14 protein-coding genes are annotated in these 13,556 nt (G+C 64.4%); 11 read left to right on the plus strand and 3 right to left on the minus strand.

Going from position 1 to position 13,556, the window contains the following annotated elements:
* The first annotated feature begins 1 nt into the window (after position 1).
* On the plus strand, positions 2 to 1,219 hold the full coding sequence (gene gspF / locus B0G80_RS15910; protein WP_106284904.1) for a type II secretion system inner membrane protein GspF: 1,218 nt from the start codon (positions 2 to 4) through the stop codon (positions 1,217 to 1,219).
* Between the two features lie 75 nt (positions 1,220 to 1,294).
* On the opposite strand, the gene B0G80_RS15915 is transcribed toward gspF, so the two are convergent.
* Entirely contained in the window at positions 1,295 to 1,708 is a 414-nt protein-coding gene (locus B0G80_RS15915) for a general secretion pathway protein GspC (RefSeq protein WP_106284950.1), read from the minus strand.
* Positions 1,709 to 1,881: 173 nt separating this feature from the next.
* Here B0G80_RS15915 and gspG point away from each other — a divergent pair, with 173 nt between their 5' ends.
* The 8 genes from gspG (at position 1,882) to B0G80_RS15955 (ending at position 8,642) form a co-directional block, all read left to right on the plus strand.
* Positions 1,882 to 2,346: a type II secretion system major pseudopilin GspG gene (gspG, locus tag B0G80_RS15920; RefSeq protein ID WP_106284905.1), complete on the plus strand. Its 465-nt coding sequence runs from the start codon at positions 1,882 to 1,884 to the stop codon at positions 2,344 to 2,346.
* A 106-nt stretch (positions 2,347 to 2,452) separates the two neighbouring features.
* Positions 2,453 to 3,034 carry a GspH/FimT family pseudopilin gene (locus B0G80_RS15925; RefSeq protein ID WP_116118589.1) on the plus strand — a complete coding sequence of 194 codons (582 nt, stop codon included), beginning with the start codon at positions 2,453 to 2,455 and terminating at the stop codon, positions 3,032 to 3,034.
* Between the two features lies 1 nt (position 3,035).
* Complete coding sequence (gene gspI / locus B0G80_RS15930; RefSeq protein WP_106284906.1) at positions 3,036 to 3,452, plus strand: type II secretion system minor pseudopilin GspI; 417 nt, start codon at positions 3,036 to 3,038, stop codon at positions 3,450 to 3,452.
* Positions 3,430 to 4,116, plus strand: a complete 687-nt coding sequence (locus B0G80_RS15935) for a type II secretion system protein J (RefSeq protein ID WP_116118590.1) — start codon at positions 3,430 to 3,432, stop codon at positions 4,114 to 4,116. Before gspI ends, B0G80_RS15935 begins: the two co-directional genes overlap by 23 nt.
* Positions 4,117 to 4,603: 487 nt before the next feature.
* Positions 4,604 to 5,872, plus strand: a complete 1,269-nt coding sequence (gene gspK, locus B0G80_RS15940; RefSeq protein WP_181919960.1) for a type II secretion system minor pseudopilin GspK — start codon at positions 4,604 to 4,606, stop codon at positions 5,870 to 5,872.
* 28 nt (positions 5,873 to 5,900) lie between these two features.
* Entirely contained in the window at positions 5,901 to 7,328 is a 1,428-nt protein-coding gene (gene gspL / locus B0G80_RS15945) for a type II secretion system protein GspL (protein ID WP_116118591.1), read from the plus strand.
* On the plus strand, positions 7,325 to 7,828 hold the full coding sequence (locus tag B0G80_RS15950) for a type II secretion system protein M (RefSeq protein WP_116118592.1): 504 nt from the start codon (positions 7,325 to 7,327) through the stop codon (positions 7,826 to 7,828). The genes gspL and B0G80_RS15950 overlap by 4 nt, the downstream gene beginning before the upstream one ends.
* 34 nt (positions 7,829 to 7,862) lie before the next feature.
* Positions 7,863 to 8,642 (plus strand): type II secretion system protein N, encoded by a 780-nt coding sequence (locus B0G80_RS15955; protein ID WP_116118593.1) that lies wholly within the window; start codon positions 7,863 to 7,865, stop codon positions 8,640 to 8,642.
* Positions 8,643 to 8,852: 210 nt separating this feature from the next.
* Here the strand turns inward: B0G80_RS15955 and B0G80_RS15960 are convergent, their stop codons facing one another.
* Positions 8,853 to 10,424 (minus strand): efflux transporter outer membrane subunit, encoded by a 1,572-nt coding sequence (locus B0G80_RS15960; protein ID WP_116118594.1) that lies wholly within the window; start codon positions 10,422 to 10,424, stop codon positions 8,853 to 8,855.
* A 187-nt stretch (positions 10,425 to 10,611) separates the two neighbouring features.
* Complete coding sequence (locus B0G80_RS15965; protein WP_116118595.1) at positions 10,612 to 10,983, minus strand: hypothetical protein; 372 nt, start codon at positions 10,981 to 10,983, stop codon at positions 10,612 to 10,614.
* Between the two features lie 253 nt (positions 10,984 to 11,236).
* Between B0G80_RS15965 and B0G80_RS15970 the strand changes: the two genes are divergently transcribed.
* Together B0G80_RS15970 and B0G80_RS15975 are read left to right on the plus strand one after the other, a co-directional pair.
* Positions 11,237 to 11,779 carry a MarR family winged helix-turn-helix transcriptional regulator gene (locus B0G80_RS15970; RefSeq protein ID WP_116118596.1) on the plus strand — a complete coding sequence of 181 codons (543 nt, stop codon included), beginning with the start codon at positions 11,237 to 11,239 and terminating at the stop codon, positions 11,777 to 11,779.
* 135 nt (positions 11,780 to 11,914) lie between these two features.
* Positions 11,915 to 13,477, plus strand: coding sequence for a DHA2 family efflux MFS transporter permease subunit (locus B0G80_RS15975; protein WP_116118597.1), 1,563 nt, complete (start codon positions 11,915 to 11,917; stop codon positions 13,475 to 13,477).
* Positions 13,478 to 13,556: the final 79 nt, after the last annotated feature.

A 13,556-nucleotide genomic window follows, 5' to 3' on the forward strand; every position in this document is an offset into this window, starting at 1 on the left:
CATGCCGGCATTTCGTTTCGAAGCGATCGACGCGGCGGGCAAGGCGCAAAAAGGCGTGCTCGACGCGGACAGCGCGCGCGGCGCGCGGACCAATCTGCGCTCGCAAGGACTGACGCCGCTCGTCGTGGAACCGGCGGCCACGCGCACGCGCGGCGAGCGTAATCAGCGGCTGTCGCTCGGGCGGCGTCTGTCGCAACGCGAGCAGGCGATCCTGACGCGCCAGCTCGCCAGCCTGCTGATCGCGGGCCTGCCGCTCGACGAAGCGCTCGCGGTGCTGACGGAGCAATCGGAGCGCGACTACATTCGCGAGCTGATGGCGTCGATTCGCGCGGAAGTGCTCGGCGGCCATTCGCTGGCCAATGCACTGACGCAGCATCCGAAAGACTTCCCCGAGATTTATCGCGCGCTGGTCGCGGCGGGCGAACATACCGGCAAGCTCGGTCTCGTGCTGTCGCGGCTCGCCGACTACATCGAGCAACGCAACGCGCTGAAGCAGAAGATCGTGCTCGCGTTCACGTACCCGACCATCGTCACGATCATCGCTTTCGGCATCGTCACGTTTCTGTTGAGCTACGTCGTGCCGCAGGTGGTGAACGTGTTCGCCAGCACCAAGCAGCAACTGCCCTTCCTCACCATCATGATGATGGCGCTCTCCGGATTCGTGCGGAACTGGTGGTGGGCGATGCTGATCGGCGTGGCCGTGCTGGTGTATCTGGTGCGCTCCGTTCTGAGGCAGCCCGGTCCGCGCCTCGCGTTCGACCGTTGGCTGCTCACCGCACCGCTGCTCGGCAAACTCGTACGCGGCTATAACACGGTGCGCTTTGCCAGCACGCTCGGCATTCTCACCGCGGCGGGCGTGCCGATTCTGCGAGCGTTGCAAGCCGCCGCCGAAACGCTCAGCAACAACGCGATGCGCGAGAACATCGACGATGCGATCGTGCGGGTGCGCGAAGGCACGTCGCTGTCGCGCGCGCTCGGCAATACGAAGACTTTTCCGCCCGTGCTGGTTCACCTGATCCGTTCGGGCGAAGCGACCGGCGATGTGACCACGATGCTCGACCGCGCGGCCGACGGTGAAGCGCGCGAACTCGAACGTCGCACGATGTTCCTGACGAGTCTGCTGGAGCCGTTGCTGATTCTGGCGATGGGGGGCGTGGTGCTGGTGATCGTGCTGGCGGTGATGCTGCCGATCATCGAATTGAACAACCTGGTGCAGTAGGAGTGGATTGCGCGATTACCGCTAAGGGTCACCGCGCAATCGATTGAAGCGACGCTGCTGTTCAGCGCCTGAGCTTCAGCGCACGTAGATCGTCGGGCCTGCGGGATTGGCCGGCAGGAACACTTCGGAATGCGCGCCATTGCGGTCGATGATGATCGAGCGGGCGCGGACTTCGGAGAGTTTGGTGCCTTTCATCAGCGCGCTGCCGAGCGACACCGCATGCGGCGGTTCGCCGCCCACGCTGACGATGGCGGCGGCGCCTTCCCGCAAAGCGAGGATGCCGAACAGCCGCACGTCCTGGTTGGCGTTGCGCGTGAGCTGGCCGCCGAATAGCGTGGCAGCCTGCTCGGTCGAGATCTGCGCGTGCGCGGCGGCTGCGGGCAACGGCGCACCGGACAACGTGCTGAGCGTGATGACCCAGTAGGTGAGCGTCGCGCAGAACACGGCGAACAGCGCGAGCGACAGAAGGCGGATTTGGATGGCGTTCATGCGCATCATTGTACGGACTATTGTGAAAATTGCGTTGGGCTGAAAGCGCCTTCTCACGACCCTTCAACTGCATGACATTAAAATGACCGGCCGGGCGTGTTCAATGGCACCCTGATTGCCAAAACGCGAATTCCGCCGAGTCAAAAATTTCACCTGAAAAGAGGTAGCAAGCTATGCAACTGTCGACCACTCGCCGTCATGACATCGCGGGTCCGCGCAGCCGTCGTCAACGCGGGTTCACGCTGATCGAAATCATGGTCGTGATCGCGATTCTGGGCATTCTGGCCGCGTTGATCGTGCCGAAGATCATGAGCCGTCCCGACGAAGCGCGCCGTGTCGCCGCCAAGCAGGACATCGGCACGATGATGCAGGCGCTAAAACTCTATCGTCTGGACAACGGCCGTTATCCGACGCAGGAGCAGGGCTTGCGCGCGCTGATCGAAAAACCGGCCACGGACCCGGTGCCGAGCAACTGGAAAGACGGCGGTTACCTGGAGCGTCTGCCGAACGATCCGTGGGGTAACGCTTACCAGTATCTGAATCCGGGCGTGCACGGCGAGATCGACGTGTTCAGCTACGGCGCTGACGGCAAAGCGGGCGGCGAAGGCAACGACGCCGACGTCGGCTCGTGGCAGTAAGCGCTGGAGGAGCTGGTGTTTTCATACGTGCTGTGGGACTGAACCTCGCACGTTCCTGTCGATGCATCGTCGTTTGATTTTGAGTTGATTGTTCGTGGCCGGCACTATGCGATTGTCCCCTTGCAAGTCCCGTGTGGACACGCCCCGTACGGCTTCGTTGCCGCACGCGGCGTGGGCCGGCGCGCGCCCGCGAGGCGTGCATCGCCCGCGTGAGGCGCGCCGGCCCGGCGGCGGCAAACGCGCGGCGGGTTTTACGCTGCTGGAAATGCTGGTGGTGCTGGTGATTGCGGGCTTGCTGGTGTCCTTGACCGCGTTGACGATGACACGCAATCCGCGCACCGATCTGAACGAGGAAGCACAGCGTCTCGCGCTGCTGTTCGAATCGGCCGGCGACGAAGCGCAGGTGCGCGCGCGGCCGATCGCCTGGCAACCGCTCGATGGCGGCTTTCGTTTCGACCTGCGCACCGAAGACGGCTGGCGTCCGCTGCGTGACGATCTGCTGGGACCGCGTCGCTGGGAGGGTGGCGTGACCGGCGTGAGCATCAGCTATCCGGGTTCGGATTCGCAGCCCAGCCGTATCGTATTCGGCACCGAGGCGATCGACGTGCCCGTGCAGATCACGCTGTTTTCGGCAGCCGGGAGTGCGACGATAGTCGGCACCGGCAATGGCCGCTACGAGGTGCACTGAGATGCGTCGTTGCAGGAGCATGACGGCTCGCGAGAAGGTTCACGGCGCGCAGCGCGGTTTCACGATGATCGAAGTGCTGGTGGCGCTGGCGATCATCGCGGTGGCGTTGGCCGCATCGTTGCGCGCGGTGGGCAGTCTCGCGAGCGGCGAGGCCGATCTGCACCGCCGTTTGCTGGCCGGCTGGAGCGCGGACAATACCTTGGCGCAACTGCATTTGACGCATGCCTGGCCGAACGTCGGCTCGACGAGCTTCGACTGTTCGCAGGGCAATTTGCAGCTGGTCTGTACGGAGCAGGTGACGGCCACGCCGAACCCGGTGTTTCGTCGGGTGGAAGTGATGGTGACGATGCCGGGCGGTTCCGGCAATCTGGCTCAGATGGTGACGGTGGTCGCGAATGAAAACAACCGTTCGCTCTGAGCGCCGCCGCCCGTTGAGGGCGAAGGGCGCGCGTGGTTTCACGCTAATCGAATTGCTGGTGGCGATTGCGATTCTGGCGGTGATCGCCGTGTTGTCGTGGCGCGGTCTCGACCAGATCATTCGTGGCCGGCAGACCATCACGAGCGCGATGGAGGACGAGCGTGTTTTTGCGCAGCTGTTCGACCAGATGCGGATCGATGCGCGGCAGGCCGCGTCGGATGATGAGGCTGGGCAGGCGGCGGTGTCGGTGTCCGGCAGCGTGTTGCAGATCGTGCGGGAATTCCGGTTGCCGGGCGCGGCGCCGCGGTTGCAGGTGGTGCGGTATCGGGTGTCCGATGGACGCGTGATTCGATATGCGTCGCCGCCGTTGGCGAATATGGGGGAGTTGCAGCGGGCTTTGCGCGACGGTGAAGGTGAAGGATGGAGTGGGGTGCCGTTGATGGGCGGTGTTGGGTCTATTTCTGCTCAGGTTTATGTGCCTAAGGTGGGGTGGACTACGCAGATGGGTGAGGTGCAGAGTGCCATTACGGAGGCGGACAATAATCTTAAGGTGCCCCAGTTGGGGAGTGCGCCGCTGCCGCGGTCGGTGACGGGGTTGCAGGTGAGTGTTGGGGCTAAGTCTTTGGCGCGGCCTGTTACTCGCGTTTTTCTCGTCGGAGAGTGATATGAGGTTCTCGGTTTTGTCTTTCCGACGGGGGCGTTTGGGGGCTTTGGGGTTTTTGCGTGTTGGCCTTTCCTTGAATTCTTTGTGGTCTATTAGCGTTGCCCCTGTGCGGGGCGGCACTTACTTTCTTTGCCGCCGCAAAGAAAGTAAGCAAAGAAAGCGGCTTCACACCGCTAACGTACAAGCGGGTCCCCCGCACAGTCACTTTTGTGGCGCGATCAACTCACAATCCCTCGCACAGCCAACGGCAGTGACCAGGGAGTCATCCGCTCCGGCGGCGCTGCGCGCGCCGAGCGGCAAGCAATCAAACCAGTGGTCCCTGACAATTCCTGACTGCGCTTTGCATATCCGGGCTGCTTCACCGTCCGCGCATGCACCCGCACCTACATCGACGCCCCGCCGAGGCGAAGCCGACGGCCCCCGCTCCGCCAAAACGCAGGCACCGCGCTCTACCCTTCCGGCGAGCACGGAGTGCGAGGCGGGAGGTATGACGGCCTTGTCACCGGGGTTGAATGTGCGAGGAGACAGATTCCAGATGGTCCACTACCGAGGCTGTGCGGGGGATCCGCTTAGCATTGGCGGTGTGAAGCGGCTTTCTTTGCCTACTTTCTTTGCCGCGGCAAAGAAAGTAGGTGCCGCCCCGCACAGGGGCAACGCTAATAGACCACAAAGAATTCAAGGAAAGGCCAACAAAACGCAAACGGGCGTAGCCATAATCAGCGCATTACTAGTAGTCGCACTATCAGCGATCCTGGTGTCGGGCATGCTCTGGCGCCAGCAAGTCCAGATCCGAAGGATAGAAAACCAGCGCCTCCTGTCCCAGGCCCAATGGGTAGCCCGCGGCGCGCTAGACTGGACACGCCTGATCCTCCGCTCAGAAGGCGACACATCAGCCGGCATCACATACCTTGGCGGCCTATGGGGCGTCCCAATAGCCAAAACCCGCCTATCCGATTTCCTGGGCCAAATAGGCGAAGTAAGAGCACAACAAGGCGCGGAAACCTACCTGTCGGGATCAATCGAAGACGCCCAGGCAAAATTCAACCTGAGAAACCTGGTCGAAAGCCCAGCCCCAGGCGTGATGCAACTGGACATGGACCAGATCGGCGCCTACCAGCGCCTATTGGCATCGCTCGGCGCAAACAGCCAGCTGGCAAAAACCACGGCAATCCAGGTCCGCGCGAGCCTCGCACAATCGGCAACCCGTTTCCAGACCATCACTTCGACGAACGGCACCACCGCGACCCCGCCGCCGATCCAGGGCGGCGCCACCGGCGGCAGCTTCACCAACAAACCGGGTATCGAAGACAGCGACGACAGCTCCGCGAACGCGCCGATCCAGATGACCAGCGTCGACTCGCTGCTCGATATCCCCGGCTACACGCCCGAAATGGTCGCGCGCCTGCGTCCCTTCGTCACCGTGCTACCGACCGTCTCGGCGGTCAACGTGAACACGGCTTCGGCCGAAGTCATCGCGGCGGTCGTACAAGGAATGAGCCTGTCGACGGCGCAAGCCTTCGTCGCGCGCCGGCAAACGGTGTTTTTCCGCAATGTCGGCGACATACAGCTCGCGTTGCGCGGCGCTGGCGTGCAATCGGTCTCGATCGACCCGAGCGAACTCGACGTCAACTCGAATTACTTCCTCATCCATGGCCGCGTGCAGCACGAACGCGCCGAAGTGGACCGCACGACCCTCGTCTATCGCGACGCATTGACTCACACTACGCGTATCGTGCGAGTAGAAGACCAACTATGAATAACGCTTTTCCCAGAGAGAGTGGCCTTTGAGCACGCTGATCGTTCTATTGCCGCCGCGTGATCCGGCGGTGCCATCGCAGGAATGGCAACTGCCGGAGCTGCCGTTCGTGCTGCTCGACAAGTCGGGCCGCGCCCAGCGCGCCGGCCGGTCGGCGCTCGCGCTGCTGCCGCGCGCGTCCACCACGGTGCTGATGGTCGCCGCGCGCGATCTGCTGATGATGCCCGCCACACTGCCGCCGCTGCGTGGCCCGCGGCTGCGCCAGGCGCTGCCCAATATCGTCGAAGATCAACTGATCCAGGACCCGCAGACCTGTCACATCGCCGTCGACCCAAAACCGCTCGCGGGCGGCCGGCAGTTGCTGGCGATCATCGATCGCGGCTGGTTCCGGTATATCTGCGAATCGTTCGCCAACGCCGGGCATCGCAGTTTGCGCGCGGTGCCGGTCACGCGCTGCCTGCCGCAGGCGGCCGCGCTCGATGCCGATGTGCCCGCCGAAGTCGCCGAAACGGTAAATGCCGGTGAGCCGGCCATGGCGGGCGCTGCAGGCGGGGCCTCGTCGTCGCCGGACGTCGCACCGCTGCTTGCGCCCGGCGTCGCGGCTGCGGTGCCGATGGTGGCCGCCGTGCTCGGCGCCGTAGTGCAGACCGCGCCCGCCCTGCTGCTCGAAGGCGTGGCAAACAGCGCAGGCGATCGAGGCGTGCCGCGCGTCGAACTGGCGATTGCGCGCGGCGTGCAGGGCGAAGGGCTGGCAGTGCCCGCCAATGCCGTGAACGCGACGCTCGGCGCGCTCGCCGGGGCGGCGCCGGTCTCGCTGCACATGCTCACTGAGGTGCCCGGCAACGAGCCGAGTCTCGCGCCGAATAGCCCGGCGCGGCTGGCTGCGCACATCCACGGCGCCAGTCCGCTGCCGTTCGAGCAGCTCGCGCGCCGCGCGCTGGAGTGCCGCTTCGACCTGTGCCAGTTCGAGTTTGCTTCGCAGCCGTGGCGGCTCGACCGCGCGACGCTGCGGCGTCTGCGTCTGCCCGTGGTGCTCGCGGTCGGCGCGCTGCTGATCGCCATCATCGGTGCAAACGTGCAGTGGCTGATGCTCGCGCGCCAACGCGATGCGATCAACACGCAGATGACCGAATTGCTGCTCAATACCTTCCCCAAAACGACCGTCGTGCTCGACGCGCCCGACCAGATGGCGCGTCAGTTACAGCAGTTGCGCGTGGCGGCGGGCGAGCTGTCGCCGGATGACTTCCTGCCGCTCGCCGACGGCCTCGCGCGTTCGCTGGCGCCGGTGCCGGTCAACGGCATTGCCGCGCTCGACTATCACGACCGCCGGCTCGACGTGAACTTCAAGCCGGAGGTCAAGCTCGATCCCGATTTCGCCAAGCGCCTCGCGCGCAACGGCCTGAGCGGCGCGATCGACAGCAATACCGGCAAGTGGACCATCAGGAACGGACAATGAAAGCTGAACTCGCTCAAACATGGGCCGGATTCTGGGAGCAGCGCACCGAGCGCGAAAAAGCCCTCCTGACGTGGGGCGGCGGCGTTCTCGCCGTGGTGATCGCGTGGTCGGTGCTGTGGGCGCCGGCGCAGGAAGGCCGCTCGCATCTGCGTGAATCGCTGCCCGCCATGCAGCGTCAGTTGGCGCAGATGACCGCGCAGGCGAACGAAGCGCGTCAACTATCGGCGGCGGCTCAAGGCGTCGCGCCGACCGGCGCCGCGCTGAAGGACGCCCTGACCGCTTCGCTCAACGATCACGGCCTCGCGGCGACGCAGGTTCAGGTGATCGGCAATGCTGTCCAGATCCAGTTGAAGAACGCGTCGTTCCCGGCATGGACCGCCTGGGTCGACGACGTGCGCAAGCAGTTCAAGGTGCAAGTCTCGGAGGCGCACGCCACGGCGCTCAAGGAAGACGGCCAGGTGGACCTGACGGCGTCGTTGCAGCCGTCTACCGCGAAATGACAATAACCGCGACCGCGCCGTCACAGGATCTCGCATGAATTACTGGATGCGGCGCTTGCGCGTCGCGCTGCCTTGGCTGGTGATCGCGGTGCTGTCCGCCGCGGCCGTGATGCTGACGATGCTGCCGGCCGCCTGGATCACCCCGCAGTTCGCCAAGCAGACGGGTGGCCACGTCAATCTCGTCGACCCGGCCGGTTCGCTGTGGCACGGCTCGGCCACGCTGATGCTGGCCGCCGGCTCGGACATGAGCGCGGCGACGCTGCTGCCCGGGCGGATCGAATGGCACACGGCGTTCTGGCCGCTGTTTACCGGCCGTGTGCGCATGATCATGCGGCACAGCGAAGCAATGCCGGAGCCGATCACCGTGGATGCCACGCCACGCACCGCGACTGTTACGGCCGGCGCGATCGCCGTGCCGGCTTCGCTGCTGAGCGGTCTTGGCGCGCCCTTTAACACGCTCGATCTGCAGGGCAATGTGCAACTGTCCTGGTCGGACTGGCGCAGCTTCAATCGGGAAGCGTTCGGGCAACTCACCGTCACGTTGACCGACGTCAGTTCGCGCGTCTCGCTGGTCAAGCCGCTTGGCTCGTACCGGGTGCTGTTCCAGGCGCAGGGTGAATCATCCACGCTCGACCTGACCACCACCAAGGGTCCGTTGATGCTGACCGGCAATGGCACGGTGTCGGCGGCGTCGACGTCGTTTCATGGCACGGCCAGCGCCGCGCCCGAGGCGCGCGACAATCTCGCGGGACTGTTGAACCTGTTGGGGCGGCCGAGCGGGCCAGACACGGTCGCGTTGACGTTCGTGCACTGAGGCGCGCGGTCCGGCATTTCGGCGCACGTTGTTGCTTGAGGCGGGGCATCGGCTTCGTTGTGTGCGGTGGCCAGCGCTGCGGCGTAGGAGCGCGATAACCGCGTGGGGCTGCCGGATCCGTTGTGGCGCCGGGCGTCGGCGCGATAAAAAAGAGGCATGGCCGTGGAATGCGGCGATGCCTCTTTTGCCTTGCCTCGACGGCCGGCGCTTTTACTCTGTATGCATTCGCGACAGCGGCGTCGCCCCGCTTTGCGCGACAGGCGCAGCCGATGACGCTGGCAGCGACACCGGCGCCGCCACGTCGCCGGTTTCGCGATTCATCTGCGACACGTCCCAGCCGCCGCCCAGCGCCTTCACCAGACCGACCGACGACACCATCCGCTGCCCGGCGATGTTCTCCAGCTTCTGCTCGGCCGTGAAGGCCGTGGTCTGCGCTGTCAGCACGTTGACGTAGCCGACCGTGCCGGCCTTGTATTCGTTCGTGACGATGGTGAGCGCCTGGCGCGCCGAATCCACCGCTTGCTGCTGCACGACAATTTCCTGGGCGAGGATGCGCTGCGACGCGAGGTTGTCCTCGACGTCCTGGAACGCGGCCAGCACCGTTTGACGGTAGGTCGCCACGTCGCCGTCGTAGGCAGCGCGCGCGGCGTCGGTCTGAGCCTGGCGCAGGCCGGCGTCGAACAGCGTCGCCGCGAGCTGCGGTCCGAGCGTCCAGAAGCGCGACGGCGCGGTCAGCAACTGCGAGAACACCGAATTTTCGAAGCCGCCGGTCGCCGACAGCGTCAGCGAGGGGAAGAACGCGGCGATAGCGACGCCGATCTGTTCGTTCGCCGCCGCGGCCTTGCGTTCCGCCGAGGCAATATCCGGACGCCGCTCGAGCAGCGCGGAGGGCATCTGCGCCGGCACGGTGGGCGGCGTGGCGGTGAGCGGCATCGGCGGAATCGAGAAGGTCGAGGCCGGTTCGCCCACGAGGACGGCGATTGCGTGCTCGTCCTGGGCGCGCTGAACGCCGTTGTCGATCGCGGACGCCTGCGCCGATTGCAATTGTGTCTGCGCCTGAATCACGTCGGAGCGCGCGGCAACGCCGGCTGCGTACTGGTTTTGCGTGAGCTGCAGCGAGCGTTGATAGGCCGCGACGGTGTCGTCGAGCAGCTTTTGGGTCGAATCGAGCGCACGCAGCGAGAAGTAGGTCTGGGCGAGCGTGGCCTGGGCAGATAGCCGCGCGTTGGCGAGGTCCGCGGCGGCGCTTTGCTGGCCGGCTTTCTGCGCGTTCACCGAGCGGGTGACCGAACCCCACAGATCCGGCTCCCAGCTTGCGTCGAGTTGCACGTTGAAACTGTTGCCGACGCCGGAGCGGCTCGTCGCGGTGGTCGAGTTGCCGCCGGAGGACTTCCCGTTGCCGGAACGCGTGGCACCCGCCGACGCGCCGATGGTTGGGAAATATGCCGCACGCGCCTCGCCGACCAGCGCGCGCGCCTGCCGATAGGCGGCAGCAAACTGGGCGACGGTCTGGTTGGCGGTGTTCAGGCGCTCCTCGAGTGCGTTGAGCTGAGGATTTTCGTAAATGCTCCACCAGTCGCCGCGATCCTGCTGATCGGCCGGTTGCGCGACTTTCCAGCCGGGCGCGGCTTCCTTGTACGACGCCGGGATCTCGGCGGCAGGCCGCTTGTAGTCGGGGCCGACCGCGCAAGCCGCCAGCAGGCTGGCGAAGGCCGCGGCCACCGCAATAGTCAGGGCGCGAGGCGCAAGCATCCGCGCGCGCGAGATTCGATCAGACTGCATGCAATGAATTCCTTCTGGACGCCGCGGCGCGGCCAATGGCGGCACCGCCGGCCGGGCGAGATCTTGGTCGCCGGAATGTTAGCGTATGAGCCCGCTGGGCGCGGGAAACTGAAAGGGTAATGCGAGGAAGGAGGCAGGTGTGTTACGGAGGGTACCGCGAAGGTTACGCGCTGTTACCGGCGAGGCGTTAAACCCGCGATTCCGTCGATTTGGCCCGGCGGGCCAGCTTACCCGCGGCGGCCCGGCACGGCGCGTCGCCGCGTGCCTGGCAGGCGCCGGCGGGACCGACGTGCTTTTCCGCGCTGGCAGGAGCGACAGCGGCGTTCGCCGTAGGCACGGCGGCCGCCACCAACTGGATTTTCCCTGCCTTGGCGCCTTTCTGTCCCCGCCGATGCTCGAACCACGCCAGCACCGCGACGCCGACCGACCCGCCAGGCAAGACGAACAGGACGGCGAACAGCGCGAGTTTCCACCAGCGGTGCGGCCCTTGAAAGGTGCTGAGCGCGGAATCGGTCAGGGAGCGGCTCAGGCCGCCAAGCGTGTTTTTGAGGTACAGCATCGGGGGAAATCCTTTTTCGCGCGTCGCCGTCGCGACGGGCAGACAAATCGGTCAGAACATGTTTCGGGTGGCGCGGGTCGCGCGTAACTCGTTGCCTATAATAATATTGACTATGCAATTAAATTTCAAGATACTTCCCTCCGCGAATGTCGGCTGTGTTGTTTTCCTGTCGTTCGCGCTATGTGAAATCGAGTTTGACTTGTCTGCTTAGGCAGCTAAAATTCGTTCTGCTCGAGACGTCCCCGGATACACGATGACTGATGGCCCCTACAAGGCGGACGAGATTCACCTCGAATCGAGTCTTGGCTACTACCTGACGAAAGCTCGAAACGTGCTGGTCGAGCGGACGGATCGTGCGGTCAAGCCATTGGGACTGACCACGCAGCAGATCGGCGTGATCCTCATGCTGTCGTCGCGGCGCGCGAGCACACCGTTCGAGCTGTCGCGCGCCATGTCCTACGACAGCGGATCGATGACGCGTCTGCTCGATCGCCTTGAAAAGAAAGGCTTTATCGCGCGTTCGCGCAGCGAGACCGATCGGCGCATGGTGAAGCTGGAGTTGACGCCGCAAGGTCACGACGCCGCGCGGCAATTGCCCGCTCTGGGCGCGGCGGTACTGAACGAGCAACTGCGCGGATTTTCGGCCGCCGACCACGCCACGTTGATCGACCTGCTCGGCCGTTTCATCGCGAACGGCATCGACGCGGGCGCGAGCGCGGGATGTGGATTGGGGCCGCAAGAGGAAACGCTGGACGAATCCCCCGAAGCGTCGCTGCGGGAACACCGCGAACACTAACCCGGACGCGCATTTTCGAGAGCGTCGTCGTCGGAAAATGTCTGTCTGGGCAGAGAGTGATCCGGCATGTAAACACGCTAACTGGTGTGGTCGATAAGGCTGCCGCGACAAGCTTTCCAGTTGAGGAGAAGAATGATGAATGCCACGGCTTCCGCCGCCGCCCTACCCGCCGCTGAACCCGCCCCGCTCAAGGGCGGCGCTTTGGCTCTGCTAACGGTCGGGCTCGCACTCGGCACGTTTATGGAAGTGCTCGACACGTCGATTGCGAACGTCGCGGTGCCGACCATTTCCGGCAGCCTCGGCGTAGCGACCAGTCAGGGCACCTGGGTGATCTCGTCGTATTCGGTCGCCTCGGCGATCGCGGTGCCGCTGACAGGCTGGCTCGCCCGGCGCGTCGGCGAAGTGAGACTGTTCACGCTGTCCGTGTTGCTTTTCACGATTGCTTCGGCGCTGTGCGGTTTCGCGCAGAACTTTGAATCGCTGATCGCGTTCCGGCTGGTGCAGGGGCTCGTTTCCGGGCCGATGGTGCCGCTCTCGCAGACCATCCTGATGCGCTCGTATCCACCGGAAAAGCGCGGACTTGCGCTGGGTCTATGGGCGATGACGGTGATCTGCGCGCCCATCTTCGGGCCCGTGATGGGCGGCTACATTACCGACAACTACACGTGGCCGTGGATCTTCTATATCAACGTGCCGATCGGTCTGTTCTCGGCGGTATGCGCGTTCCTGCTGCTGCGCGGCCGTGAGACGAAGACCGCGAAACAGCGCATCGACGCGGTCGGCCTCGCGCTGCTCGTGATCGGCGTGTCGTGCCTGCAGATGGTGCTCGACCTCGGCAAGGATCGCGACTGGTTCAACTCGACGTTTATCGTGACGCTGGCGGTGATCGCGGTTGTGTCGCTCGCCTTCATGCTGGTGTGGGAGATGACCGAGAAAGAGCCGGTAGTGGATCTCTCGCTATTCAAGGATCGCAACTTCGCGCTTGGCGTGATAATCGTGTCGTTCGGCTTTATGGCCTTCTTCGGCTCGGTAGTGATTTTCCCGCTCTGGTTGCAAACGGTGATGGGTTACACCGCCGGCCTGGCTGGTCTGGCGACCGCGCCGGTTGGTCTGCTCGCGCTGTTTTTGTCGCCGATGATCGGCAAGAACATGCACCGTCTGAATCTGCGCGTGGTGGCGAGTTTTGCGTTCATCGTGTTCGCGTTCGTCTCGTTCTGGAACTCCACGTTCACGCTCGACGTGCCGTTCAATCATGTGATCTGGCCACGGCTCGTGCAAGGCATCGGCGTCGCCTGCTTCTTCGTGCCGATGACCACCATCACGCTCTCCAGCGTGCCGGATGAACGCCTGGCGAGTGCTTCCGGGCTGTCCAATTTTTTCCGGACCTTGTCGGGTGCGATCGGCACGGCGATTAGCACGACGTACTGGGAGAACGACACGATCCGCCATCACGCGATGCTGACCGATTCGGTCAACGTCTACGCCGCGAACACCAATGCTTATACCAATGCGCTGGCCGGTATCGGGCTCTCCGGGGACGGCATCACCGCGCAGTTGAATCAGGTGGTGACGGCGCAGGCTTATATGATGGCCACCAACGATTTCTTCCGCATTTCCTGCGCGGGGTTTCTCGTGCTCGCCGTGCTGGTGTGGATTACCAAGCCACGCAAGGGCGTAGGCCCGTCGATGGGGCATTGAGGTCTGACGCTGCCTCGAGCGGACGCGCGCCGAGAGAAACGATATTGTTCCGGCAACTTTTCGCGCGCGTCTTCAGCGT

Source organism: Paraburkholderia sp. BL6669N2 (genome assembly GCF_003387275.1).
Lineage (GTDB): Bacteria > Pseudomonadota > Gammaproteobacteria > Burkholderiales > Burkholderiaceae > Paraburkholderia.

Coding starts and splice junctions, on each gene's coding strand:
- gspF (WP_106284904.1), top strand. CDS start 2: ATGCCGGCATTTCGTTTCGAAGCGATCGACGCGGCGGGCAAGGCGCAA.
- B0G80_RS15915 (WP_106284950.1), bottom strand. CDS start 1,708: ATGAACGCCATCCAAATCCGCCTTCTGTCGCTCGCGCTGTTCGCCGTG.
- gspG (WP_106284905.1), top strand. CDS start 1,882: ATGCAACTGTCGACCACTCGCCGTCATGACATCGCGGGTCCGCGCAGC.
- B0G80_RS15925 (WP_116118589.1), top strand. CDS start 2,453: ATGCGATTGTCCCCTTGCAAGTCCCGTGTGGACACGCCCCGTACGGCT.
- gspI (WP_106284906.1), top strand. CDS start 3,036: ATGCGTCGTTGCAGGAGCATGACGGCTCGCGAGAAGGTTCACGGCGCG.
- B0G80_RS15935 (WP_116118590.1), top strand. CDS start 3,430: ATGAAAACAACCGTTCGCTCTGAGCGCCGCCGCCCGTTGAGGGCGAAG.
- gspK (WP_181919960.1), top strand. CDS start 4,604: ATGACGGCCTTGTCACCGGGGTTGAATGTGCGAGGAGACAGATTCCAG.
- B0G80_RS15950 (WP_116118592.1), top strand. CDS start 7,325: ATGAAAGCTGAACTCGCTCAAACATGGGCCGGATTCTGGGAGCAGCGC.
- B0G80_RS15955 (WP_116118593.1), top strand. CDS start 7,863: ATGAATTACTGGATGCGGCGCTTGCGCGTCGCGCTGCCTTGGCTGGTG.
- B0G80_RS15960 (WP_116118594.1), bottom strand. CDS start 10,424: ATGCAGTCTGATCGAATCTCGCGCGCGCGGATGCTTGCGCCTCGCGCC.
- B0G80_RS15965 (WP_116118595.1), bottom strand. CDS start 10,983: ATGCTGTACCTCAAAAACACGCTTGGCGGCCTGAGCCGCTCCCTGACC.
- B0G80_RS15970 (WP_116118596.1), top strand. CDS start 11,237: ATGACTGATGGCCCCTACAAGGCGGACGAGATTCACCTCGAATCGAGT.
- B0G80_RS15975 (WP_116118597.1), top strand. CDS start 11,915: ATGAATGCCACGGCTTCCGCCGCCGCCCTACCCGCCGCTGAACCCGCC.